The organism is Salinispora goodfellowii (genome assembly GCF_059570675.1).
Genome location: NZ_JCANTD010000001.1, coordinates 476420 through 500433, shown reverse-complemented (window position 1 = coordinate 500433; position 24014 = coordinate 476420). Strand labels below are relative to the sequence as shown.

Sequence of the window (24014 nt, the reverse complement as noted above, 5' to 3'; positions counted from 1 at the left end):
TCGAGCCGGCGGCGGGGGTGGCCGGCGAGGCAGGTCAGGGCCGGGCGCCGGAACCCACCGGTCCTCGCCGGGCCGGGAAGCGAGGTTGACGGCGACCTCCCGTGGCCGGAGGGTGAGGTGACAGGATGAGGGGGATCCCCGAGGAGGTCCGTGGTGAAGCGTCCGGCGTACCAGCCGATCCTGATCACCGACGCCCCGCGCAGCCAGGACGATCAGCTAACCAGCCGCCAGAAGCGGTACGTGCTGATGATGGGCGTCCGAGTGGTGTGTCTGATCGTCGGCGCGATCCTGGTCGGCGTGGAGGCCCCCATGCTCTGGCTCTGGCTGCCCCTGGCCGGCCTGGGCATGATCCTGATCCCGTGGGTGGCCGTGCTGCTGGCCAACGACCGGCCGCCGAAGGAGAAGCACCGCCTCGGCGGCCGGTTCCGGCCCCGGTCCCGCTCCTTGGCGGACCCGGCGCCGACGAGCCTCACCGCCGAGGAACAGCCGCGCAACGTCATCGACGTCGAGCAGTGACCGGGCGTCAGGTCGGTGGTCGGGCCCCCACCTGACCGACCGCCGACGCGCCCAGGTCACCGGCCCGCTGCAGCACCGCCTCTGGGGCCGCCCCGGTCAGCCAGGTGGAGAGCAGGCCGGCGGCGAACGCGTCACCGGCCCCGGTGGGATCGACCACCGTCATCCGGCGAGTCGGGGTCACCGCGACCATGGCGTCCCGGTCCACCCAGACCGCGCCGGCCGCCCCCCGTTTGACCACCACCCGCCGGGCCGAGGCGGAGAGCACCCGCCCCTGCGCCGCCGGGTCGAGCCCGCCCGCCAGCACTCGGGCCTCGGCGGCGTTGACCAGGAGCAGGTCGATGCCGCGTACCCAGCTCAGGAAGGCCGCCGCGCCGACCCGCCGCAGCGGTGCCGCACTGGCCGCGTCCACGCTGATCGAGAGCCCCCGTTCGCGGGCCGCGGCCAACGCGCGGAGCCCGGCCGGCCGGGACCCGGCATCCAGCAGGGTGTAACCGGACAGGTGTAGATGGCCGGCGTCCGGCGCAACGTCAAGAGCGGCGTCCACCGCCGCCGGCGAAAGCCACAGGTTCGCCCCCCGCTCGGTGACCATCGTGCGTTCGTCGCTGGTGGCCAGCACCAGGACCGTTCCGGTGGGGACCTCGGGCACCCGGGTGACCGCGCACTCGACCCCGCCGCGCTCCAACTCGGCGACCCGGTCCCGGCCGGGACCGTCGTCGCCCACCGCCCCGACCAACGTCACCGGCATGCCCAACGCGCCCAGCCAGGCCGCGGTGTTCGCCGCCTGGCCGCCCCCGGTGAACCGGATCTCGGCCGGCGTGTCCGAACCGGTTATCAGCGGCCCGGCCAGCACCGCCACCACGTCGGTGATCAGGTCGCCGACGACGACCACCCGGGGTGGCGTCATGCCTGCCGGGCAGCCGACGCAACCGCGATCCGGGCGGCGAGGTCGGCGTTGCGCAGGATGATCCGGATGTTCACCGTGAGGCTGGCACCCTCGGTCGCGGAGTGGAAGTGCGCCAGCAGGAACGGGGTCACCGCCTTGCCGGTGATCCCCTCCCGCCGCAACAGTGCCAGCCCTTCGGCCAGGGTGCGATCGTGTAGCGCCGGGTCGAGCTGCTCGTCGGTGGGCAGCGGGTTGGCCACGACCAGGCCGCCGGAGTGCAACCCGTGCTGCTCCCGGGCGGCGAGCGCCCCCGCCACCTGTTCCGGCGAGTCGACCGACCAGTCCAGGTCGAAGCCGCCGTCGGTGAGGTAGAAGCCGGGGAAACGGCGGGTGCGGTAGCCGACCACCCCGACCCCGAGTGTCTCCAGGCGTTCCAACGTGGCGCCCAAGTCGAGAATCGACTTTACTCCGGCGCAGACCACGGCGATCGGCGTACGGGCCAGGGTCGTCAGGTCGGCGGACTCGTCGAAGCTCTGGGCCGCCTCGCGGTGCACGCCGCCAAGGCCGCCGGTGGCGAACACCCGGATCCCCGCCGCCGCGGCCACCGCGCTGGTTGCGGCCACGGTCGTGGCGCCGTCCGCGCCGGTCGCGGCCGCCACGGCGAGATCGCGTACGGAGAGCTTGGCCACATTGTCAACGGTGGCGAGGCGGGTCAGCTCGGCATCGTCGAGGCCGACCACGAGCTGGCCGGCGACCATGCCGATGGTGGCCGGTACCGCGCCGGCGTCTCGAACGGTTTGTTCGATCTCGCGGGCCACCCGGAGGTTGTCCGGCTGGGGTAGGCCGTGCGAGACGATTGTGCTCTCGAGCGCTACCACGGGACGGCCGACGCGGAGCGCGTCGGCGACGTCGGCGCCGTGTCGGAGGTGAAAGGTGGTCACGGTGCCCAACCGTACGGCGTCGGTCAGTCGGGCTCGAAGTAGACCGGGCAAAGGGTGACCTGCCAGACTTGGCGGGTGGAGGTATGGAAGTGAGCACACAGGTTCTCGAGCGTCCCGAGGTGAAGGACGCCGACACCGGTCCCGAGATGTTCCATTACGTGCGCAAAGAGAAGATCGCCGAGAGTGCCGTGATGGGCACCCACGTCGTGGCGCTCTGTGGCGAGACGTTCCCGGTCACCAAGTCGGCCAAACCGGGCTCACCGGTCTGCCCCAAGTGCAAGGAGATCTACGAGTCAATGCGCGAGTGAGCCGACCGCAGGCTGGTCCGCCGCCTGCGTGAGCTGTGGCGGTACCCGCCGCTCTGTCCCCCTGCGTTGACTCGTGGCGTCGAGTGGGGCGTACGGCGCTCGCTGGTTATGCTGGGCGCCGGCCCTCGCGGCACTGCGCGCGGGGGCGTCTTCATGGGCGGCGGCGGCGCCGATGCCGGTACGGCTCAGGGGCGTGCGTTCATAACCCGCGATCCTCGGTCGGGGCCGTCCCGCCGGCGGTGAGAGGAGCTTCGCGTGGCAGCCCGGACGCCAACGCTCGAGACGTTCCCAGCCCTGCGCGCCTGGCAGCGCCGGGCGCTGGTGGAGTACCTACGTCGGCGGGAGCCGGACTTCACCGCGGTGGCCACGCCGGGGGCCGGTAAAACCACGTTCGCCCTTCGGGTCGCCGCCGAGCTGCTCGCCGACGGCAGCATCGAGGCGATCACCGTGGTCGCCCCGACCGAGCACCTCAAGACCCAGTGGGCGCAGGCTGCCGCCCGGGTCGGCATCCAGCTCGACGCGGCGTTCCGGAACGCGGATCTGCACTCGTCGGCCGACTTCCACGGGGCCGTGGTCACCTACGCCCAGGTAGGGATGGCGCCGCAGGTGCACCGGCGGCGCACCCTGACCCGGCGCACCCTGGTCGTCCTCGACGAGATTCACCACGCCGGCGACTCCCGGACCTGGGGGGACGGGGTGCAGGCGGCCTTCGAGGGCGCGGAGCGCCGGCTCATGCTCACCGGCACCCCGTTTCGCTCCGACGACAACCCGATCCCGTTCGTCAGCTACGAGCGGGGCGGGGACGGCCTCCTGCGGTCCCGCGCCGACTCCGTCTACGGCTACGCCGACGCGCTGCACGACGGCGTGGTACGTCCGGTGCTCTTCCTGGCCTACTCGGGGGAGACCCGGTGGCGCACGAACGCCGGTGAGGAGCTGGCCGCCCGGCTCGGGGAGCCGATGACCCAGGACCTGATCGCGCAGGCGTGGCGGACCGCGCTCGACCCGGCCGGGGACTGGATGCCGCAGGTGCTGCGGGCGGCGGATGCCCGGCTGACCGTGCTGCGTAACGCCGGGATGCCCGACGCCGCTGGGCTGGTGATCGCCAGTGACCAGCAGGCCGCCCGGTCGTACGCGAAGCTCATCGAGCAGGTGACCGGGGAGAAGGCCGCCGTGGTGCTCTCCGACGACGCGGGCGCCTCGGACCGGATCGCGACGTTCGCGACGGCGCAGCAGCGTTGGCTGGTGGCGGTCCGGATGGTCTCCGAAGGGGTGGACATCCCGCGGCTCGCCGTCGGCGTCTACGCCACCAGCGCCAGCACCCCGCTCTACTTCGCCCAGGCCATCGGGCGGTTCGTCCGGGCCCGCCAGCCGGGGGAGACGGCGTCGGTCTTCCTGCCCAGCGTCCCGCACCTGCTCGGCCTCGCCAGCGAGATGGAAGCGGAGCGGGATCACGTGCTGGGCAAGCCGAAGGACCAGGAGGGCTTCGACGACGACCTGCTGGAGCGCGCCCAGCGGGACGACCAGGCCAGCGGTGAGCTGGAGAAGCGGTTCGCCGCGCTCTCCGCGACCGCCGAGCTGGATCAGGTGATCTTTGACGGCGCTTCCTTCGGCACCGCCGCTCAGGCCGGTACGCCGGAGGAGGAGGAGTACCTCGGGCTGCCCGGTCTGCTCACCGCCGATCAGGTGGCCATGCTGCTGTCCAAGCGGCAGGCAGAGCAGCTCGCCGCGTCGCGACGCCGGGGCACCGCACGGCCGGCGGAGCCGGCCGCGGCGACCGCTGCCGCCCCGCCGGCGCCGATGAGTGCGGCGCAGCGCCGGGTGGCGCTGCGCCGACAGTTGAACGCCCTGGTGGCTGCCCGGCATCACCACACCGGCCAGCCGCACGGCAAGATCCATGCGGAGCTTCGCCGCCGCTGCGGTGGTCCGCCGAGCGCCCAGGCGACGATTGAGCAGTTGGAGGAGCGGATCGCCACCGTCCAGACCCTCTGACGCGTCGGAGACGACGAAGCCGGCCGGGCCTTCTGGGCCCGGCCGGCTTCATGCTCAGTAGCGGATCCTCAGTTGGTCATCAGATCGGCGCCACGCCAGCTGAACTCCGGGTCCGCCGCGTACCGCACAGTGATCTTGACGAGATCCTCCGCGTACTTGTTCGCGTGATGTCCGCAAAATACCAATTCCCCGCCGCCAGCAAGGGTAATGCGGAGCTTGCCGGCAGCATTGCAGCGGTCGCACCGTTCATCGGCGGCCGGGGGGCTCACCGTCTCGGGCGGCGGCGTGAGGGTCGGGGTCATCGCCTTCCTCCTCTGGTCGTCACCGATGAACACTCTCTTCGGTCGTTGCTCACCTATCGTGCAACACCCTGATCAGGGCGCGCGTTCCCTGTGTGCCCGCGGGGGACCGAGGTCACACCTGACTCCGACAGCGTCCCTGCACCAAGGGTGCCACGTCAACGATCACAATCGGGCAACCATCCGACCAACGAATGGGGTTGCGCGGAGAGTGCTGAAACTGACACGCTTAGTGGTATCTGCCGTGGAGTCTGGCGCGGACTCGGCCCCAGCCGGCCCCTAGTCCAGATAGTCCCGGAGAACTTGTGATCGGGACGGGTGGCGCAGTTTGGACATCGTCTTGGACTCGATCTGCCGGATGCGCTCTCGGGTCACCCCGTAAACCTGGCCGATTTCGTCCAGCGTGCGCGGCTGACCATCGGTCAGACCGAACCGGAGGCGGACCACCCCGGCCTCGCGCTCGGACAATGTCTGCAGCACCTGCTGAAGCTGATCCTGGAGGAGCGAGAACGACACCGCGTCAACGGCGACCACGGCCTCCGAGTCCTCAATGAAGTCACCGAGCTGGCTGTCGCCCTCGTCGCCGATGGTCTGGTCGAGCGAGATCGGCTCCCGGGCATACTGCTGGATCTCCAGCACCTTCTCCGGTGTGATATCCATCTCCTTCGCGAGCTCCTCCGGGGTGGGCTCGCGGCCCAGATCCTGGAGTAGCTCGCGCTGGATCCGGCCGAGCTTGTTGATCACCTCGACCATGTGTACCGGGATGCGGATGGTGCGGGCCTGGTCGGCCATGGCGCGGGTGATGGCCTGGCGGATCCACCAGGTGGCGTAGGTGGAGAACTTGTAGCCCTTGGTGTAGTCGAACTTCTCGACGGCGCGGATCAGGCCGAGGTTGCCCTCCTGGATCAGGTCGAGGAAAGCCATCCCGCGGCCGGTGTAGCGCTTGGCGAGCGACACCACCAGGCGGAGGTTCGCCTCCAGGAGGTGGTTCTTTGCCCGCTCCCCGTCCCGCGAGATCCACATCATGTCGCGCTGCATGTCGCGGTTGAACTTCTCGTCGCCCTCATCCGAAGCGCGCAGCTGCTCGGTGGCGTAGAGGCCGGCCTCGATCCGCTTGGCGAGCTCGACCTCCTGCTCGGCGTTGAGGAGCGGGACCTTGCCGATCTGCTTCAGGTACGCCCGGACGGAGTCGGCGGAGGCGGTCAGCTCCGCGTCCCGGCGGGCCTGCTTGAGGGCCTCGGACTCCTCGTCGTCCCACTCGAAGTCGGTGTCGGTGGCGGAGTTCGCCGCGTCGGTCTCGGCGGCCTGGGTCAGCTCCGCCGGCTCGTCAACCACCACGTCTTCGATCTCAGCGGCCAACTCCTCCGCGTTGACCTCGCCGGCAGCTCCGCCCTTCGTGGCCTTCGCGGTCTTCGTCGTGGCCTTCGCCGGGCCGGTCGCCGCGGCCACGGTCGCCTTGGTGGCCCGGGTGGCCTTCTTCGCCGGCGTGGCCTTGGCGCCGTCGGCCGCAGCGCCAGCCGCCTTGCGGGCGGTGGCCTTTCGCGGCGCCGGGGCCGGTGCCTCGGCCCCGGCCGGGGCCGGGGCCGCCTTCGAAGTGGGCGTGGCGGCCTTCTTGGTGGTCTTGGCGGTGGTGGCCCGGGATGCTGGGGTGGTTGACCGGGCGGCGGCCACCCGACGGCGTGGGGTGGTGCTGGCCGAACCGTCTACCACGACGGTCACCCCCGCCTCCGAGAGCGCCCGGAGGATCTTCTTGGCCTGGGCCGGAGTCACCTCGGCTGACTCGACAGTGCGCGCGAGCTGTGCCGACGTGAGCTGACCGCCGGCGCTCTGGGCATGGGCGATCAAGGTGTCGGTGAGCGAGCGAACGTCGGCGCCGGTCTGGCGGGGTTCTGTCACGAATGACCTTCCGGTGGCGAAGAGCGAGCACGGCAGGGTCGTCCGGCGTGGGTCGGAGCGCGGTGCCGGGCGAGTCGTTGAGGACCCCCGAGTCGCGGGCCAGCCGGTTAAGGCGGTCCGTGGCGCGTGGGCAGGGTGAATTGTAACGCTGTCCACGGCGATCATTCGGCGGCGCACGCCGGACCACCGATCGGACCGTCGAATTCGCGCGGATGTGGACTTTGAAAGGATGATACCCGCATATGCCCGCGACCACCCCGGTCGTGCGGGAAGGGGACGAGAATGATCCGCTCGGTACCGGAGCCGCGGGAACTACTGGAGATCGCGGTCCAGGTGGCGCGGGAGGCCGCCGCGACGGCGCTCCGGATGCGCAGCCAGGGTGTCTCGGTGGCCGCGACCAAGACCACCGTCACCGACGTGGTGACCGCGGCCGATCGGGCGGTGGAGCAGCAGGTGCACGATGCGCTGCGCCGGCTCCGGCCGGGGGACGCCGTGTTGGGTGAGGAGTACGGGGAAGTGGGCGCCGGTGGCGCCGTCCGGTGGATCGTGGATCCCATCGACGGCACCGTCAACTACCTGTACCGCATCCCGCACAGCGCGGTCTCGCTCGCCGCCGAGGTCGACGGGGTGGTGGTCGCCGGGGTGGTACGCAATGTCGTCACCGGCGAGGAGTGGACCGCGACCATCGGTAACGGCGCCTGGCGGGACGGTCAACGGTTGCGGTGCTCCACCGAGCCAGATCTGGGCCAGGCACTGGTGGCCACCGGCTTCGGCTACGACCCGCGCCGCCGGGAGCACCAAGCCCGCGTGCTGGCCGAGTTGATTCCGCACCTCCGCGACATCCGTCGGTTTGGCGCGGCGGCCCTCGACCTCTGTCTCGCCGCCGAGGGGCGGGTGGACGCCTACTACGAGAAGGGGCTGGCCGCCTGGGACCTCGCCGCGGGAGGCCTGGTGGCCACCGAGGCCGGACTGCGGATCGGCGGGCTGGCCGGCGCGGCGGCCGGGCCGGATCTGGTGATCGCCGCGCCCCCGGGGCTCTTCGCGCCGCTGCACGACCGGCTGGCTGACCTCGACGCCGCCGGCGGCCCCTGAGCCGCTCTGCGGGCCGTTCCGGTCACTCCTCCTGGACCGGGCAGGTGTCCGGCGGCGCCACCGGTGCCCCGAGATCACCGAGGGACTGGTTGACCTCGGTTGTGGTGGCAAGCTGCTGGAAGGCGCTGCCCAGGATGATGTCCACGGTGGCGTCGGCGCGCTCCGGGTCGTACTCGGCCGCGGCGTTGTTCAGGAAGTAGGCCCGCAGTAGGTGCGCCGAACCAACGCCCTTCGGGCCGTACCGCAGGACCGCGATGTCGTCAGTCTTCGCCGCGTCGCCGGTCTCCTCGACCTGGAACTTCCGATTCCGGAAGTCGTCGGAGATCTTGCCGGCGAGGCCCACCTGGTCGGTCCCATTGAGTACCTTGATCTTTACCTCGGCCGGTTCGCGGAGGGTGACGTCCGCCTTCGGCCAGCCCTTCTGGCAGCCGGCGCCGAGCCCCGCGTCGCTCTGCGTGTCCCGGACGAGGGCGACAACGGTGAAGATCAGCGCCAAGATCGCCAACAGGGCGACGACGACGAGTGCCCGCACTCGCGCAAAGCTCATCAAGGTGCTCCCGGGACGCAGGAAGGCGACGGTCGTCAGCGGGGGCGAAGCGCCCGAACGGCCGTCCGGTACGCCGCTGAGGTTAACGGTTGTCCGGCGGCGGCGTGGAAACAGCCGGACATGCCGGCGCGCCGGCATGGAACGGGGTAGTACTACCCCTATCTTCATGTCGCCTGAGTCACATTGGGAACAACTTCCCGTGCGGAGGCGTACATCTCTTCCACGAGGGCGGTATACATTCCACGCCCGCGGTGGAGGTAAGGTACCGCGCTCGCTGGGGAGTTTCCTGGCGGCGTCGACCCGACTCATGCCGGGTCGGGTGAACGACACAAGTGGTGGCCGCCCAGCGGGACCGAAACAACGTCGTCCGGCGTTACAACCGGAAGCGACAACATCGATATGGGAGAGTGAACCGATGGCCACCGACTACGACGCCCCGCGTCGCGACGAGGTCGACCTCGGCGAGGACAGCCTGGAAGAGCTGAAGGCCCGGCGCGTCGACTCACAGTCGGGCGCCGTGGACGTGGACGAGGCCGAGGTGGCGGAGAGCTTCGAGCTGCCCGGCGCCGACCTGGCCGATGAGGAGCTGACGGTCAAGGTGCTGCCGATGCAGCAGGACGAGTTCCGTTGCGGGCGTTGCTTCCTGGTGCACCACCGCAGCCAGTTGGCGGCCCAGCGCAACGGTGACCTCATCTGCCGTGAGTGCGTCTGACCGGGACGCGAATCGCACTACTGGCGGCGGCTCTGTGTTGGGGCCGCCGCACCCCCCCCGGTCGTCGTGTGGCGGCCCCGAGCCGGACCGCGTCGTTGGCGAACCGGTCGGTGACGCCGCCGGCCTCGGTGCCACCGTCGCGGAGCTGGCCGCCGACGATGTCCCCGCCGGCTCGGCGGGGATAACTCCTCGGTCGCCTGGTTGGGCAGGCCCGGACCCGCGGGCTTCGCGACCTGTTCCAGCCGAGGGCGGCGCTCGTCGTCTCCTGGTCCGGGCAGCGCGGGATCAACCCGAGGCGGCCGGGCGTGGGAGTGCGCGCGGTGCTGGGCGCCGCGGCCTGCCGTGAGCTACCTCAACCGACGGGCCACCCGAGCGATGGCCGATGTCCTCCGCGCTGATCTCCGCCGCCGGGCTGGGGCACCCCCTGACCCCGCCGGGAGTCCCAGCTGTCGGGGGCAGCCCTGTCCCGGGAGCCGCCGGCAGCCGGCTGAGCCCGGCCGACTCAGCCCTGAACGGTGTCGGCCGTATCTCGGGCGGCGAGGATCGCCTCCGCCAGCGTCACCGGCCGCCGGGTGCTGATCACCCAGAACGGGGTCGGGTCAGCCGGGTCGTCGAGCACCACCTGCACGGCGCCGGGGATCCACGGCCGTTGGATCACGAACGCCAGTGGGTCCGCGCCGACACCGAGCACCTCGCGTCGCCCGGCGGCATCCAACGGGATGACATCGGCGACGAACCGGGCCGGCAGCCGCGCGTCGTCCACCCGCAACTCGCCGTCGTCAACCGCCACCCGGATCCGGCCCAGCCAGAGCAGGCTCGCCAGGCACGCCGGCAGCAGCAGCGCGAACGGCAGCCACGACCGGATGCCCGACGCGCCCAGCCAGATTTCCGTGGCGAGTAGCCCGGCCGCGGCGAATCCGCCGAGCCAGAGCCACCACGGCAGATCCAGCCGTTCGGTGTAGCGGGCAGCCGGGGACGAGGAGACGCGCACGAGATGAAGGGTACGGCGCGCGCCGCGGGGAGTACCGGGCAGGATGGGCAGGTCACTCAGGAACCGGAGGGAAGAGGGAACCGTGACCGATTTCGTACCCGTGCCTGTGCGGCAGCTCGACCCGGGGCTGCCGCTCCCCGCGTACGCCCATCCCGGCGACGCGGGGGCGGACCTGGTGGCCGCCGTGGATGTGGAGTTGCCCCCCGGCGGCCGGGCCCTGGTGCCGACCGGGGTGGCCATCGCGCTGCCCGAGGGGTACGTGGGGCTGGTACACCCCCGTTCGGGTCTGGCGGCCCGGCTCGGCGTGACCGTGCTCAACGCGCCCGGTACGGTCGACGCCGGCTACCGGGGTGAGATTCTGGTCAACCTGATCAACCATGATCGGGAGGCAGTGGCGCGGATCGCTCGCGGTGACCGCATCGCGCAGCTGGTCGTGCAGCGGGTGGCCCGGGCGGGGTTCCAGCTGGCGGCGGAGCTGCCCGCGTCCCAGCGGGGCGCCGGCGGGCACGGCTCCACCGGCGGTCACGCCGGCCTGGGATCGGCCCCCGGGGCGACCGACGGCCGGCAGCCGGTGCCGGAGGTGTCGTGACACCCGGAGCGGACGCGTCGCCGGTAGCGAAGGAAAGTGACAGGGTGGGCGTGAAGAGCGTGAACAGCGGAGGGTGTACGCAGTGATCTTCTCCCGAAAGCGGGCCGGTGCCGAACGGCGCCCGCGCGACGAGCGGCCCGAGGCCCAGGACGCGCCCGAAGCGACGAATTCGGCAGCGCCGGCCCCCGGCCCGTACGACGTGACCGAGGCGCCGTCCGGGGTGCAGCGGCTCGACCTGGGGAGCCTGCAGATTCCCGCCGTCGGCGGGGTCGAGGTGCGGGTGCAGGCCGACCAGCAGGGCGCCGTCCAGCAGGTGGTGCTCGTGCACGGGCAGAGCGCGCTTCAGCTCGGGGTCTTCGCCGCCCCGCGTAGCGCGGGCATCTGGGACGAGGTACGCGAGGAGATCCACCAGTCCCTGTCCAACGACGGCGCCACCACCGAGGAGGTCACGGGTGGGTACGGCGTCGAGCTACGGGCGCAGGTCCCTACCCAGGACGGCCGTACCGACCTGCGGTTCGTCGGCATCGACGGGCCGCGCTGGATGGTCCGGGCCGTCTATCAGGGCGCGGCGGCGACCGAGCCGGATGCGGCCGGCCCGCTGACCGCCTGTCTGGAGGGCCTCGTCGTTGACCGGGGGCAGGAGGCCCGGCCGGTGCGGGAGCCGCTGCCCCTGCGCCTGCCCCGGGAGGCCGCGGAAGAGGCGGCCGGGCAACAGGCGGCCGTGGGCTCTGCCGCCGAGCCGAAGCCGACCCCGCAGGCCTGACGGCGCTCCACCGACCGCTGGGGTCCACTCCGTCGAAGTACGCTGGCGGGGCGGTCCCGGCGTGCGGTGGGCCGCTCCACCGCCGGCCCCCGGTCGGCCCAGCCCGGAAAGGGTGACGCGGAGGTCATGTCGACCGACGAGCGACGGGGTTCGCTGCGGCGCGTGTTGCGTCGGCTCACCGCCAGCGAGGCGGAGATCGAGGCGCAGGAGCTGCTCCGGGAGAGCGCCGAGCACGGCGGCGTGCCGGCCCGCCAGTGCTGCCGAGGCCAGCTGGTCGCGGTCTCCGGCCGGCTCCGCACTGTGGTCTACACGCCGCGGATCAACCAGCCGACGTTGGAAGCGGACCTGTACGACGGCAGCGACGTGGTGACCCTGGTGTGGCTGGGCCGGCGGCACATCGCCGGCATCGAACCGGGCCGGCACCTGACCGCACGGGGTCGGGTCGCCATCCGAGGTGACCGTAAGGTCATCTACAACCCGTACTACGAGTTGGAGCCGCCGAAGTGACGACGGGACAGCGCCCGACGGCGCAGCCGGGCACGGGGGAGGAGGAACCGCTCCCGACGATCGCCGAGCAGATGGCCGACCAGCTGGGGGGCTGGCGCGGGTTGTTGGAGTCCAGCATCCCGGTGGTCGTCTTCGTGGTCGCCAACATCCTCGGTGAGTTGCGCCCGGCGGTGGTCGCCGCGGTGGCGGTCGCGGTGTTCATCGCGGTGCTGCGGCTGGCCCAACGGCGGCCGGTGCGGCACGCGGTGAACGGGCTGTTCGGCATCGCGATCGGCGCGGCGATCGCCTGGCGCACCGGTGATGAGCGGGACTTCTACCTGCCCGGCATCCTCTACGGCATCGGCTACGGCGTGGTGCTGCTCGTTTCGGGGGCGATCCGGCAGCCCCTGGTCGGCTGGATCTGGTCGGTCCTGGTGGCCAAGGGCGCCTCCGACTGGCGTCAGGATCCAATCCTGGTGCGGACCTTCACCCGGCTGACCGTGCTCTGGGGGGTGGTCTGGCTGGCGAAGGTGGGGGTTCAGGCCGGGCTCTACCTCGCCCACCAGGACACCGCGCTCGGCATCGCCCGGCTCGTGCTCGGTTACCCGCCGTACGTGCTGCTCCTGCTGATCACGGTCTGGACGGTGCGCCGGGTGACCCGGCACCACCCGCACGCCCCCCAGACGCCCCCGGTCGAGTAACGGCCGGCCGCGGGGCTCAGCAGGCCTTGCGGGTGCGTTCGACGCTGTCCGGGCCGAGCACCACCGTCCGGACGGAGTCCTCCACCTCCGCCGTACAGACGAAGATCAGCTCGTCGCCGGCCTCGATCGGGTCGTCCGGGCTGGGCACCAGCACCCGCTTGCCACGCAGGATCGCCACCAGTGCCGCGTCGCGGGGGAGGGGCACCTCCCGCAGCGGATGACCGACGTACGGGGCGCTCGTCGGCAGCGTGATCTCGACCAGGTTCGCCTCCCCCTGCCGGAAGGTCATCAGCCGGACCAGGTCGCCGACGGTCACCGCCTCCTCCACCAGGGCGGCCATCACCCGCGGCTTGCTGACCGCCACGTCCACCCCCCACTGCTCGGTGAAGAGCCACTCGTTCTCGGCCCGGTTGATCCGGGCGACCACCCGGGGCACCGCGAACTCGGTCTTGGCCAGCAGTGAGACCACCAGGTTGACCTTGTCGTCCCCGGTGGCGGCGACCACCACGTCGCGGTTGGCCAGCTCGGCCTCCTCCAGGTTGGTCAGCTCACAGGCGTCGGCCAGCACCCACTCCGCGTCCGGCACCCGGTCGGGCCGGAGCATCGTGGGCTGCCGCTCGATCAGCGTCACCTGGTGGCCGTTCTCGATCAGCTCCTGGGCGATGGAGCGGCCCACGTTCCCGGCGCCGGCGATGGCGACCCGCATGGTCACTGCCCCCCTTCCCGCGGCTGCGCCGCCGCTGACGTGACCGCATTGACGATGTCGTCGGTTACCAGCATGAAGATCTGGTCCCCCTCCTGCACGACGGTGCTCGGCGTCGGCAACGTGCCGATCCCGAACCGGGTGAGGTACGCCACCCGGGCGCCGGTTGTCTTCTCCAGCGCCAGCACCGACCGGCCGACCCAGTCCTTGTGCACCGGCACCTCCACGATCGAGACGGTGCTCGTCGGGTCCCGGAACAACGCCTCGTTGCCGTCCGGCACCAGGTGCCGCAGCATCCGGTCGGCGGTCCACCGGACGGTGGCCACCGTCGGGATGCCGAGGCGCTCGTAGACCTGGGCCCGTCGCGGGTCGTAGATGCGCGCCGCGACGCGGGTGACCCCGAAGGTCTCCCGCGCGAGCCGGGCGGAGATGATGTTGGAGTTGTCGCCGCTGGAGACGGCCGCGAACGCGTCCGCCCGGTGGATGCCGGCCTGCCGGAGTACCTCCCCGTCGAAGCCGGCACCGGTCACCGTGATGCCGGCGAAGTCCGGGCCGAGTCGGCGGAAGGCGTCGGCATCCTGGTCGACGACCGCTACCGAGTGCCCGCGGGCCTCCAGACCGTGCGCGAGGGTCGCTCCGACCCGCCCACAGCCCATGATCACCACATGCACCGTGCCCCTCCTCAACATCCGCCTGCACCAGCCGTTGCGGCTGTTGGACGAGCCTGTCACGTCCCCGGGGGCGGACGCGGACCGACGGTACTCCGTGTGTACACCCCCCGGTCTCCGGCCACCCGGGCGTGGGCGTGGCCGAGGGTCGTACGCTTGGCGGTTGTGGCCCGACCCGCCTCGCTGGTGAAGCGACTGCTCGTCGGTCGACCGTTCCGGTCTGACCGACTCCAGCACACCCTGCTGCCCAAGCGCATCGCCCTGCCCGTTTTCGCCTCCGACGCGCTCTCCAGCGTGGCGTACGCCCCGGACGAGATCCTGCTGATGCTCTCGTTCGCCGGGGCCTCGGCGTTCGTCTTCTCGCCGTGGATCGCCCTGGGGGTGGTCGTGGTGATGCTCGCCGTCGTGGCGAGCTACCGGCAGAACGTGTACGCCTACCCGTCCGGCGGCGGCGACTACGAGGTGGCCACGGTCAACCTGGGGCGCCGCGCCGGTGTCGGCGTGGCCAGCGCCCTCCTGGTCGACTACGTGTTGACCGTCGCGGTTTCGGTCGCGTCCGGGGTGGCGAACCTGGGCGCGGTGATCCCTTTCGTGGCCACCCACAAGGTGGCGGTGGCCGTCGCCGCGGTGGTGCTGCTCGCCGCCGTCAACCTGCGGGGAATCAAGGAGTCTGGCACCACCTTCGCCATCCCCACCTACGGCTTCATGATCGTTATTGTCGGCATGATCCTCACCGGGCTGGTCCGGGTGGTGCTGCTCGGCCACGACCTGCGTGCTCCCAGCGCGGACCTGGTCATCGCCGCCGAGTGGAGCGACACGACCGGGTGGGCGATGGCGTTCCTGCTGCTCCGGAGCTTCTCCTCCGGCTGCGCTGCGCTCACCGGCGTCGAGACGATCTCCAACGGGGTGCCCGCCTTCCGGGCACCGAAGAGCCGCAACGCGGCGACCACCCTGCTCATGCTCGGCGCGGTGGCGGTGACCATGCTGGTCGGCATCGTCTGGCTGGCCCGGCTGACCGGCCTGCAGTTCGTGGAGGACCCGGCCCGGCAGATCGTCGGCGGCCCCGCCGGGTACGTGCAGAAGACCGTCACCGCACAGCTCGGCGAGACCATCTTCGGCTCCGGTTCGCTGCTGCTGTTCGTGGTCGTCGGCGTCACCGCCCTGATCCTCTTCCTGGCCGCGAACACCGCGTTCACCGGCTTCCCGGTGTTGGGGTCGATCCTCGCCCAGGACCGCTACCTGCCCCGGCAGCTACACACCCGGGGGGACCGGCTCGCGTTCTCCAACGGCATCCTGTTCCTGGCCGGTTTCGCGATCGTGCTGATCATCGGTTTCCAGGCCGAGGTGACCAAGCTGATCCAGCTCTACATCGTCGGCGTCTTCGTCTCGTTCACCCTGTCCCAGGCCGGCATGATCCGGCACTGGAACCGCTACCTCCGGGTCGAACGCGACCAGCAGGTCCGCCGGCAGATGATCCGCTCCCGGGCGATCAACAGCTTCGGGATGGCGATGACCGCCACCGTACTGGTGATCGTGGTCGTCACGAAGTTCCTACTCGGCGCGTGGATCGCCATCGCCGCGATGGTCATGATCTACCTGGTGATGCTGGGGATCCGGCGGCACTACGACCGGGTGGCCGTCGAGCTCACCCCCGACGAGGGGCGGCCGGTGAAACCGGCCCGCAACCACGCGGTCGTACTGGTCAGCAAGGTGCACCAGCCGACCCTGCGGGCGATCGCCTACGCGCAGGTCACCCGGCCGGACAGTCTGACCGCGGTGACGGTGAACGTCGACGACAAGGACACCCGCCGGTTGCAGGCCGAGTGGGAACGGCGGGACGTGCCGGTCGCACTGACCGTGATCGACTCGCCGTACCGGGAGATCACCCGACCGATCCTCGACTACGTGGCCGGCATCCGTCGGTCCTCGCCCCGCGACGTGGTCACCGTCTTCATCCCCGAGTACGTGGTCGGCCACTGGTGGGAGAACCTCTTGCACAACCAGAGCGCACTGCGGCTCAAGGGTCGGCTGCTCTTCGAACCGGGAGTGATGGTCACCAGCGTGCCGTGGCAGCTCGTCTCGACCGAGGGCAAGGATCTGGACCGGCTGGACGAGACGCTCAGCCGCGGACCGGCCCGCGGCCCCCGGGTGCCGCCGCCGGGCGGCCCGGAGCCGGCAGCCGGCCCGTCAACGGTGCCCGCGCCGCCGCCCGGGAGCGGCCCGGACCCGACCGATGGAGGTGGCCGGTGACCGGCGGCGAGGGGCTGGCGGAGGCCGAGCGGGTCGAGTTGACCGTCGGCGCGGTGGCCCCGGGCGGGCACTGCGTCGCCCGGGTCGCCGGCCAGGTGGTCTTCGTCCGGCATGCGCTGCCCGGCGAGCGGGTGGTGGCCGAGGTCACCGAGGTGCACCGCGGGTTCGTCCGGGCCGACGCGGTGACGGTGCTGGCAGCCGCGCCGGAGCGGGTCGAGCCCCCCTGCCCGTACGCGAAGCCCGGCCGTTGCGGCGGCTGCGACCTGCAACACGTGTCCCCCGAGGCGCAGCTGACCTGGAAGGCGGGGGTGATCCGCGAGCAACTCACCCGACTGGGCGGGTTGACCGACGGGGAACTGGACGCGCTGGGTATCCAGGTCGAGGCGCTGCCCGGCGGGTCGCTGGGCTGGCGTTCCCGGGTGCGCTACACCGTTGACGGCGCCGGTCGGGCCGGCCTGCTCAAGCACCGCTCGTACGAGGTGGTGCCGATCGACCGGTGCCGGATCGCCCACCCGGCGATTCAACAACTGCCGGTGCTCGGCCCCGTACGGTGGCCAGACGCGGACGCCGTCGAGTCGGTCGCCTCGACCGGTGGGGAGGTGACCGTGACCGCGGTCACCGACGGGGCGGTGCGGCCGGTGAGCGGGCCGGAACGGGTTCACGAAGCGGCGGTCGGCCGCCGGTGGACGCTGCCCCCGTCGGCGTTCTGGCAGGTCCACCCGGCGGCGGCGGACACCCTGGTCAACGCCGTGCTGGCGCAGCTCGACCCGCAGCCGGGGGAGACCGCCTGGGACCTGTACGGCGGGGCCGGCCTCTTCGCCGCCGCGCTGGCGGAGCGGGTCGGTGTCACCGGTCGGGTCACCCTCGTCGAGGCCGCCGGGGCCGGCATCGCCGCCGCCCGGGAGAACCTGCGGGACCTGCCGCAGGTCGGCATCGTCTCGGGCCGGGTCGCCCCGGTGCTGGACCGGGGGCGCCGCATCGCGCCGGTGGACCTGGTGGTGCTCGATCCGCCCCGCTCCGGGGCCGGGGCCCGGGTGGTGCGGGCGGTGGCCGCCGCCGGAGCGCGCGCGGTGGCGTACGTGGCCTGTGACCCGGCGGCCTTCGCCCGGGATGTCCGCGGCTTCGCCGAGCTGGGCTGGCGGCTGGCCGCGCTGCGCGGCTTCGACCTCTTTCCGATGACCCAGCACGTGGAACTGGTGGGGCTGCTGCTGCCGCCCGCCTCGCCGCACGGGCGGGGAAGCGACGCCTGACCTGCGGTACCAGCGGCGGAGCGACGCCTGACCACCGGCTCAGCGTTGTTGGTGTCCCGCGGACCGTTCGGGGGCTCCCGACCGGACCGCGAGCTGTCACCCGGCCGATAGACTCTCCGGTCATGAGTGTTGAACGGGACCCGGCAAACCAACCGGGGCTGCTGGCCGCCGTCAGCGGTCCGCAGGACATCAAGCGGATGTCCACCGAGCAGCTGGACATCCTCGCCGCCGAGATCCGTGACTTTCTGGTGGCCAAGGTCTCCCGCACCGGCGGGCACATCGGCCCCAACCTGGGGGTGGTGGAGCTGACCCTCGGGCTGCACCGGGTCTTCGACTCCCCCCGGGACCGGATCCTGTTCGACACCGGCCACCAGGCCTACGTACACAAGATTCTCACCGGCCGGCAGGGCGGCTTCGACAAGCTGCGCCAGCGCGGTGGGCTCGCCGGCTATCCGAGCCAGGCCGAGAGCGAGCACGACCTGATCGAGAACTCGCACGCCTCCACCGTCCTCTCCTACGCCGACGGGCTGGCCAAGGCGTACGCGCTGCGGGGCGAGTCCCGGGCGGTGGCGGCCGTGGTCGGCGACGGTGCGCTGACCGGCGGTATGTGCTGGGAGGCGTTGAACAACATCGCGACCACCCGAAACCCGCTGGTGATCGTGGTCAACGACAACGGTCGCTCCTACTCGCCGACCATCGGCGGGCTCGCCGACCACCTCTCGACGCTGCGCCTGAACCCCGGCTACGAACGGGTACTGGACACGGTCCGGGAGGCGCTCGGCTCGACCCCGCTGGTCGGCCGGCCGATGTACGAGGTGCTGCACGCGGTCAAGCGGGGCATCAAGGACGCGGTCGCGCCGCAGGCGATGTTCGAGGACCTCGGCATCAAGTACGTCGGTCCGGTTGACGGGCACGACATCGCGGCGGTCGAGGGGGCGCTGCGCGCGGCGAAGTCCTTCGGCGGTCCGGTGATCGTGCACGCGGTCACCCGCAAGGGCTACGGCTACCGCCCGGCCGAGGACGACGAGGCGGACTGTTTCCACAGCCCCGGTGCCTTCGACACCGAGACCGGCAAGGCCACCGCCGCGCCGTCGGTGAAGTGGACGCATGTCTTCGCCGAGGAACTGGTGGCGATCGCCGACGAGCGGCCGGACGTGGTGGGAATCACTGCTGCGATGGCCGAGCCGACCGGCATCGCCAAGCTGGCCCGGAAGTACCCGGAGCGCACCTACGACGTGGGCATCGCCGAGCAGCACGCCGCCACCTCGGCGGCGGGGCTGGCGCTGGGCGGTATGCACCCGGTGGTCGCGGTCTACGCGACCTTCCTCAACCGGGCATTCGACCAGGTCCTGTTGGACGTGGCGATGCACAAGCTACCGGTGACCTTCGTGCTGGACCGGGCCGGGATCACCGGCCCGGACGGGCCCAGCCACTACGGCATGTGGGACATGTCCGTCTTCGGGGTGGTGCCGGGCCTGCGGATCGCCGCCCCCCGGGACGCCGCCACCCTCCGCGAGGAGCTGCGCGAGGCGGTCGCCGTGGACGACGCTCCCACCATCGTCCGCTTCCCGACCGGTTCCGTCGCCGCTGACCTGCCGGCGCGGCGCCGGGTCGGGCCGGTGGACGTGCTCGCCGAGTCGGCCCGCGCCGACGTGCTGCTGGTCGCGGTCGGTTCCTTCGCGGGCCTCGGCCTGGAGGTCGCCGCCCGGGTCGGCGAGCAGGGTTACGGCGTGACCGTGGTTGACCCGCGCTGGGTCCGGCCGGTCCCGGCCGAACTGGTGGAGTTGGCCGCCGGGCATCGGCTCGTGGTCGTCGTGGAGGACGGGGTTCGGGCCGGCGGCGTCGGCGACGCCATCGCCCAGGCGATGCGGGACGCCGACGTCGAGGTGCCGGTGAAGGACCTGGGCGTACCGGTCGACTGGCACCCGTACGGCACCCGGGCCCAGATTCTCACCGACCTTGGCCTGACCGCCCAGGACGTGGCCCGCGACGTCACCGGCTGGATCTCCCGGCTCGACAACGGCGCCGTCGGCAACGAGAAGGAGCTGGTCACCGACCAGGTGGAGCCGATCGTCACGCCGCGGGAGGCCTCCGCCCCGAAGTGAGGGTGCGGGTGGGCGACGGCGGGCAACCCGCCGTCGCCCACCCGTCACCGCGGCATCGCGTCGGGCGCCGCCGCCGGCGTTACCCCGCTTACGTCGCCGCCCCGGCACTAACCGGCGGACGTCGCCACCCAAGCGTTACTGGGGAGCGGGCAGGGAACGGTAGTGGGTCTCCTCGGTGGTCGCCAGACTCACGGTGACCTTCTCGTCCGCCAGGGGCAGGACCGTCAGGCCCGGACGGTCAACGAGGCGGGACGTGCCGGCCGGGACCGACAGCGAGTCCTCCGGCGTCGGCTGCCAGCTCAACACACCCAGCCGCTGCCCAGCCACCGGCAGGACGTACGCCTGCAGCGGCGCGGCCGGGTCGGCGGCCGACATCAGCGCTGCGCCGCCGGCGGTCGGCCGGTACAGCATCGCCGTCATCTCGTCGCCGGCCGCCTCCCAGGTGAGCTGCTGCACCTCACCCGGCGGGCCGGCGCCGAGCGTGCCCTCGCCAACCGTCTGGATGCTCAGCCCCGACATCGGCCAGGAGGCCGGCACCGATTTCGCCGACTTTCGGCTCCCGAATTGGCGTTGGATGCTGCCGAACGGCCCCTCGTCGCCGGCGAGCGCGCAGGTGTCCAACCCGGCCAGGGCCTGCCGCCCGGAGCCGGACTCGTCGCGTACCAGCGGGTCGCGCGGCGCGTCCAGCCCGGTGCCGAGGTCGAGGAAACGATCGGTGGCGCGCCCCTGCGGCAGCGACCCGGTGGCGCGCAGCGTGGCGGTGATTGAGACCGCGGAGCAGGCCGGCACCGCCACGGGGGTGCTCAGGCCCCCCTCGATGGTCACCGCCTCGCCATCCGGACCGTTCAGGTCGGTGACCCGGGCAGAGACCAGGTAGCGGCGACCCGCGTCGGTGTGCACCGGAAGGACATCGGAGTAGATGAGGTAGCCGGGATCGGTGTGCTCGACGGCGTGGGTGACGGTGTGGCGCCCGGCCTCCCCGGCGACCTGGAGGAGCCAGGAGGAACCCGTACCGGGAACATCCGCGGCGACCAGGGCGAGCGGTGCGCCGTCGACCTCACCGACCCAGAGAATGCCGGAGGTGGGCAGGTAGGCCCGGTCGTCGAGCGGTGACCGCCAGGCGCGGACCGCCTCGGTCACCGCCGTCGTCGTGGCGGCCTCGGCGGCGAGGGAGCCGCGGGCCGGCCAGACGATGAGCGAGCCGTCCTGGCTGTCATGCCCCACCGACAGGTCAGCCGGTGCCCGGTCGGTGACGACTCCGCAACCGGCCAGGGACGCCATCAGGGCCAACGCGGCGGCGGTCGTCCTGCCGGTCCGGCGGGCTGCAAGCACCTTTAGCTCCTCCGTTTACCCCAGCCGGTCGTGCGAACCGCAATCGTACGAGATGACCTGGTGCCGTCCGGAACCGCCCACAAAGGATTGAGCGCTGGCTTTCCAGTGAATTTCGTTCGGGTAGACTCCGCCGACTGTGACCTCTGCTGACACCCGCGCCGACCCCGCCGCCGTGACTCCGTCGGAGCCGGTCGATCTCAACAGCGCGGGTGTGTTCCCCCTGAACGGCGCCGCGGCGGGGAACCGGAAGCCGACGCCCGTTCCACCGGCTGCGGCCCCGGGGCGTCGTCGGCTTCGGCTGCCGTCGTTGACGGCCCGACGGCAGCACCTGGTGGTGGTCGGCGGGTTTCTGCTCGCGGCCTTCTGGGTGACCAGCCAGATCTGGATCAACCCGGCCGGCCGGGTCGCCGCGCTCTACAGCAGTGACCCGGCGCAGGTGCAGTTCTTCCTGGCGCACTCGGTGCGGGTGGTGCTCCACGGGGAGTTCCCGTTCTTCACCGAACAGTTCAACTACCCGGACGGGGTCAACCTGATGGCCAACACGGCCATCCTCGCGCTGGGCATCCCGATGGTGCCGGTGACGCTCCTCTTCGGCCCGGCGGTGACCTTTGTGCTGTTGGTCACCCTCGGGCTCGCCGGCACCGCGACCGCCTGGTACGTGGTGCTCCGCCGGCACCTCGTTCGCAGTCGACTGGCGGCGGCCGTCGGCGGATGGTTCTGCGGGTTCTCCCCGGCGATGCTGTCGCACGCCAACTGGCACCCCAACATCATCAGTCAGTTCCTGCTGCCGTTCATCGTGTGGCGGGTGCTCGCCATCACCCGGTCCCAGCGTCCGTACCGCGACGGCCTGCTGCTCGCCCTGCTGGTGACCGTGCAGGCGTTCATCAACGAGGAGATCCTGCTCTTCACCGCGATGGCGTGCGGAGTCTTCCTCGCCGCCGTGCTGGTGCAGCGGCCCCAGCTGTGGCGGTCGGCGTGGCGGCCCCTGGCGAAGGCCCTCGCCACCTGCACGGCGGTGGCGGGCGCGCTGCTGGCGTACCCGCTCTACGTGCAGTTCGCCGGGCCGATGGCGTACCACGGGCTCAGTGACGCGGTCCGGGACTACGGCAACGACATCGCCGCGTTCGTCGCCCCCGGCTCGCCCACCCTGGGCGGGGACAACGCGGCCAACACCGGCCTGGCCCCGAACTACTCGGAGGAGAACGCCTTCTTCGGCTGGAGCCTGTCCCTGATCGCCGTCGGCATCGTCGCGTGGCTGCGCCACGACGTGGTCGTGCGGGCCCTCGCGGCGACCGGGATCTTCTTCGCGGTGCTCTCCCTCGGCGAGCGGATCTCGTGGTGGGACCAGGAGATCGGAGTCGGGCCGTGGGAGTGGTTGGTCCGGCTGCCGCTGCTGGACGCGGTGGTGCCGACCCGGTTCGGGCTGATTACCACCGTCACCGTCGGCCTGTTGCTGACGCTCGCGGTCGACCGGTCCCGGAAGCTGCCGCTGCCCCGGCGTACCCTGCGGCTGCGCACCGCCGCCGGGCTGGCGTTGGCGTTGTTGCCGATCGCGCCCATGCCGCTGGCGGTGACCTCCCGACCACCGGTGCCGGAATTCATCACCGCCGACCGGTGGCGCGGCTACGTCGCGGAGGATCAGACGCTGGTGCCCATTCCGGTGCCGAGCATGGGTAACACCCACGGCATGCGCTGGGCCGCCGCCGCCAACCTCGACTTCAAGATCCCCGGTGGCTACTTCCTGGCTCCGCGCAACGCCAACACCGGCGACCCGGGTCGCTTCGGTGGCCGTCCCAGCGGGCTCGGTGAACTGCTCAGCGAGGTCGCCAGCACCGGACGTACGCTGCAACTCGACGACCGGCAGCAGCGGCGCGCCCTGGACGACCTGCGGCACTGGCGGGCCGCGATCCTGGTCCTACCGGTGGACCAGCACCACGCGGAGCCGCTGCGGCTGACCGTCGAGCAACTGGTCGGCCCCGGCACGCGGGAACTAGACGTCTGGATGTGGGACGTCCGCGCGTTGACGGATCCGACGCCGTCCGCCTGAGGCCGGAGCCCGGTCGGCCGGGACCGGCCGACCGGGCTGATTCGCGGCGGTCATGCGCCTTCGTCCAGGAGGCCGGACTCGTCGATGGACCACGGTGCGCAGCAGGATGCCGACGGCGATCGCCAGGGCGATCAGCACCGCACTGCTGATCGCCGAGGTCACCGCCATCCCGGTGGTGAACGCCTCCCGGGCAGAGGCGAGTAGTGCGTCTCTAGCCGCGCCGGGCAGCTCGTTTGCCACGCTGACCGCCCCGCCCAGCGTGTCGGTGGGGACCTCCATCGACTCGGGCAGGGTTGACACGGGCGCGGACCTGGCCAGTTCCTGGCGATAGACGACGCTGCCGACACTGCCCAGTACCGCGATGCCCAGGGCGAGGCCGAGTTCGCTTCCGGTCTCGGAGATAGCCGACGCCGACCCGGCGCGTTCCTCAGGAGCTGCCCCGACGGCCAGGTCCGTGCTCAGGGTCATCGTGCCGGAGATTCCTAGGGATGCGATGACCATGCTGACCACCAGCAAGGTGAGTCCAGTAGTCGAGTCGATGCCGGCCAGAGCGCCGAAACCCGCAGCGCCGAGCGCCAGGCCGCCCGCCATCACTGCCGACCGCGACAGACGGCGGACGACAAACGGCGCCAGCATCGCCCCGGCGACGCCCGTGAGCGTCCACGGCAGGGACCCGTGAGGTCCATCGCCACCAACAGCGTCGGCAGGGCCAGGGCAGCAAGACCCCACCACTCTCGCGGCCCCGCCCGCTGCGGTTCCTGCGCATCCATGGCATTCCTTTCACTTTTCAACCCAAGTCGGGGCTTACCGGGCGCCGGGCGGCTCAGGAGGTGGACTGCCATGACATCTCAGAAGCCCTGCGGAGCACACTGTCGCCGCGGAGCACGCCCGGACCCTTGGCGTACCGGGTCTCAGCTCCGGTCACTCGGATGAGCCGGCCGGCTCA

General features: G+C 71.7%; 22 protein-coding genes and 2 pseudogenes. 14 read left to right on the top strand and 10 right to left on the bottom strand.

The features are described from left to right. Positions 1 to 153: 153 nt before the first annotated feature. On the top strand, positions 154 to 516 hold the full coding sequence (locus T398_RS02370; protein ID WP_496444006.1) for a DUF3099 domain-containing protein: 363 nt from the start codon (positions 154 to 156) through the stop codon (positions 514 to 516). A gap of 7 nt (positions 517 to 523) precedes the next feature. Here the strand turns inward: T398_RS02370 and T398_RS02365 are convergent, their stop codons facing one another. Both T398_RS02365 and T398_RS02360 read right to left on the bottom strand, forming a co-directional pair. Beyond that, complete coding sequence (locus T398_RS02365; RefSeq protein WP_496444004.1) at positions 524 to 1420, bottom strand: carbohydrate kinase family protein; 897 nt, start codon at positions 1418 to 1420, stop codon at positions 524 to 526. Further along, positions 1417 to 2391, bottom strand: a complete 975-nt coding sequence (locus tag T398_RS02360) for a pseudouridine-5'-phosphate glycosidase (protein ID WP_496444002.1) — start codon at positions 2389 to 2391, stop codon at positions 1417 to 1419. The genes T398_RS02365 and T398_RS02360 overlap by 4 nt, the downstream gene beginning before the upstream one ends. 32 nt (positions 2392 to 2423) lie before the next feature. On the opposite strand from T398_RS02360, the gene T398_RS02355 reads away from it, so the two are divergent. Next, the gene (locus tag T398_RS02355; protein WP_018214595.1) at positions 2424 to 2648 is read left to right on the top strand and encodes a DUF3039 domain-containing protein; all 225 of its coding nucleotides are present in this window, start codon (positions 2424 to 2426) and stop codon (positions 2646 to 2648) included. Positions 2649 to 2903: 255 nt separating this feature from the next. Continuing rightward, positions 2904 to 4637 carry a DEAD/DEAH box helicase gene (locus T398_RS02350; protein WP_496444000.1) on the top strand — a complete coding sequence of 578 codons (1734 nt, stop codon included), beginning with the start codon at positions 2904 to 2906 and terminating at the stop codon, positions 4635 to 4637. Between the two features lie 68 nt (positions 4638 to 4705). Here T398_RS02350 and T398_RS02345 read toward each other — a convergent pair whose 3' ends face one another. Then, the gene (locus tag T398_RS02345) at positions 4706 to 4939 is read right to left on the bottom strand and encodes a DUF7455 domain-containing protein (protein WP_012181646.1); all 234 of its coding nucleotides are present in this window, start codon (positions 4937 to 4939) and stop codon (positions 4706 to 4708) included. A 276-nt stretch (positions 4940 to 5215) separates the two neighbouring features. Continuing rightward, complete coding sequence (locus T398_RS02340) at positions 5216 to 6832, bottom strand: RNA polymerase sigma factor (protein WP_496443998.1); 1617 nt, start codon at positions 6830 to 6832, stop codon at positions 5216 to 5218. A 282-nt stretch (positions 6833 to 7114) separates the two neighbouring features. On the opposite strand from T398_RS02340, the gene T398_RS02335 reads away from it, so the two are divergent. Beyond that, positions 7115 to 7924, top strand: a complete 810-nt coding sequence (locus T398_RS02335) for an inositol monophosphatase family protein (protein WP_496443996.1) — start codon at positions 7115 to 7117, stop codon at positions 7922 to 7924. Between the two features lie 22 nt (positions 7925 to 7946). Here T398_RS02335 and T398_RS02330 read toward each other — a convergent pair whose 3' ends face one another. Next, positions 7947 to 8456, bottom strand: a complete 510-nt coding sequence (locus tag T398_RS02330) for a LytR C-terminal domain-containing protein (protein ID WP_496444089.1) — start codon at positions 8454 to 8456, stop codon at positions 7947 to 7949. A 430-nt stretch (positions 8457 to 8886) separates the two neighbouring features. On the opposite strand from T398_RS02330, the gene T398_RS02325 reads away from it, so the two are divergent. Next, positions 8887 to 9183 (top strand): DUF4193 domain-containing protein, encoded by a 297-nt coding sequence (locus T398_RS02325; protein WP_018214600.1) that lies wholly within the window; start codon positions 8887 to 8889, stop codon positions 9181 to 9183. Positions 9184 to 9220: 37 nt separating this feature from the next. Then, positions 9221 to 9615 (top strand): annotated as a pseudogene (locus T398_RS02320) (hypothetical protein); the annotation flags it as partial. Between the two features lie 70 nt (positions 9616 to 9685). Here T398_RS02320 and T398_RS02315 read toward each other — a convergent pair. Continuing rightward, positions 9686 to 10174, bottom strand: a complete 489-nt coding sequence (locus tag T398_RS02315; protein WP_496443994.1) for a DUF3093 domain-containing protein — start codon at positions 10172 to 10174, stop codon at positions 9686 to 9688. A gap of 82 nt (positions 10175 to 10256) precedes the next feature. Between T398_RS02315 and dut the strand changes: the two genes are divergently transcribed. The 4 genes from dut to T398_RS02295 all read left to right on the top strand — a co-directional run bounded on the left by dut (position 10257) and on the right by T398_RS02295 (position 12713). Continuing rightward, entirely contained in the window at positions 10257 to 10763 is a 507-nt protein-coding gene (gene dut, locus T398_RS02310; protein WP_496443992.1) for a dUTP diphosphatase, read from the top strand. Positions 10764 to 10836: 73 nt separating this feature from the next. Beyond that, positions 10837 to 11526, top strand: coding sequence for a DUF3710 domain-containing protein (locus T398_RS02305; protein WP_496443990.1), 690 nt, complete (start codon positions 10837 to 10839; stop codon positions 11524 to 11526). Between the two features lie 126 nt (positions 11527 to 11652). Further along, complete coding sequence (locus T398_RS02300; protein WP_496443988.1) at positions 11653 to 12033, top strand: OB-fold nucleic acid binding domain-containing protein; 381 nt, start codon at positions 11653 to 11655, stop codon at positions 12031 to 12033. Then, positions 12030 to 12713 (top strand): DUF3159 domain-containing protein, encoded by a 684-nt coding sequence (locus T398_RS02295; RefSeq protein ID WP_496443986.1) that lies wholly within the window; start codon positions 12030 to 12032, stop codon positions 12711 to 12713. The genes T398_RS02300 and T398_RS02295 overlap by 4 nt, the downstream gene beginning before the upstream one ends. A 16-nt stretch (positions 12714 to 12729) precedes the next feature. On the opposite strand, the gene T398_RS02290 is transcribed toward T398_RS02295, so the two are convergent. Beyond that, entirely contained in the window at positions 12730 to 13419 is a 690-nt protein-coding gene (locus T398_RS02290; RefSeq protein WP_496444087.1) for a potassium channel family protein, read from the bottom strand. Between the two features lie 2 nt (positions 13420 to 13421). Next, the gene (locus tag T398_RS02285) at positions 13422 to 14087 is read right to left on the bottom strand and encodes a potassium channel family protein (RefSeq protein WP_496443984.1); all 666 of its coding nucleotides are present in this window, start codon (positions 14085 to 14087) and stop codon (positions 13422 to 13424) included. A 162-nt stretch (positions 14088 to 14249) separates the two neighbouring features. Between T398_RS02285 and T398_RS02280 the strand changes: the two genes are divergently transcribed. The 3 genes from T398_RS02280 to dxs all read left to right on the top strand — a co-directional run bounded on the left by T398_RS02280 (position 14250) and on the right by dxs (position 19689). Beyond that, a complete protein-coding gene (locus T398_RS02280) occupies positions 14250 to 16334 on the top strand; it encodes an APC family permease (protein ID WP_496443982.1) in 2085 nt (694 codons plus the stop codon). Continuing rightward, positions 16331 to 17584, top strand: a complete 1254-nt coding sequence (locus T398_RS02275; protein WP_496443980.1) for a class I SAM-dependent RNA methyltransferase — start codon at positions 16331 to 16333, stop codon at positions 17582 to 17584. The genes T398_RS02280 and T398_RS02275 overlap by 4 nt, the downstream gene beginning before the upstream one ends. A gap of 122 nt (positions 17585 to 17706) precedes the next feature. Next, positions 17707 to 19689, top strand: coding sequence for a 1-deoxy-D-xylulose-5-phosphate synthase (gene dxs, locus T398_RS02270; RefSeq protein ID WP_496443978.1), 1983 nt, complete (start codon positions 17707 to 17709; stop codon positions 19687 to 19689). Positions 19690 to 19824: 135 nt separating this feature from the next. Here dxs and T398_RS02265 read toward each other — a convergent pair whose 3' ends face one another. Continuing rightward, on the bottom strand, positions 19825 to 21021 hold the full coding sequence (locus tag T398_RS02265; RefSeq protein ID WP_496443976.1) for a hypothetical protein: 1197 nt from the start codon (positions 21019 to 21021) through the stop codon (positions 19825 to 19827). A gap of 136 nt (positions 21022 to 21157) precedes the next feature. Here T398_RS02265 and T398_RS02260 point away from each other — a divergent pair, with 136 nt between their 5' ends. Beyond that, positions 21158 to 23068 (top strand): DUF6311 domain-containing protein, encoded by a 1911-nt coding sequence (locus T398_RS02260; RefSeq protein ID WP_496443974.1) that lies wholly within the window; start codon positions 21158 to 21160, stop codon positions 23066 to 23068. 99 nt (positions 23069 to 23167) lie between these two features. On the opposite strand, the pseudogene T398_RS02255 reads toward T398_RS02260, so the two are convergent. After that, positions 23168 to 23740: pseudogene (locus tag T398_RS02255) on the bottom strand (MFS transporter); the annotation flags it as partial. Positions 23741 to 24014: the final 274 nt, after the last annotated feature.

Coding starts and splice junctions, on each gene's coding strand:
- T398_RS02325 (WP_018214600.1), top strand. CDS start 8,887: ATGGCCACCGACTACGACGCCCCGCGTCGCGACGAGGTCGACCTCGGC.
- dxs (WP_496443978.1), top strand. CDS start 17,707: ATGAGTGTTGAACGGGACCCGGCAAACCAACCGGGGCTGCTGGCCGCC.
- T398_RS02335 (WP_496443996.1), top strand. CDS start 7,115: ATGATCCGCTCGGTACCGGAGCCGCGGGAACTACTGGAGATCGCGGTC.
- T398_RS02300 (WP_496443988.1), top strand. CDS start 11,653: ATGTCGACCGACGAGCGACGGGGTTCGCTGCGGCGCGTGTTGCGTCGG.
- T398_RS02290 (WP_496444087.1), bottom strand. CDS start 13,419: ATGCGGGTCGCCATCGCCGGCGCCGGGAACGTGGGCCGCTCCATCGCC.
- T398_RS02365 (WP_496444004.1), bottom strand. CDS start 1,420: ATGACGCCACCCCGGGTGGTCGTCGTCGGCGACCTGATCACCGACGTG.
- T398_RS02355 (WP_018214595.1), top strand. CDS start 2,424: ATGGAAGTGAGCACACAGGTTCTCGAGCGTCCCGAGGTGAAGGACGCC.
- T398_RS02345 (WP_012181646.1), bottom strand. CDS start 4,939: ATGACCCCGACCCTCACGCCGCCGCCCGAGACGGTGAGCCCCCCGGCC.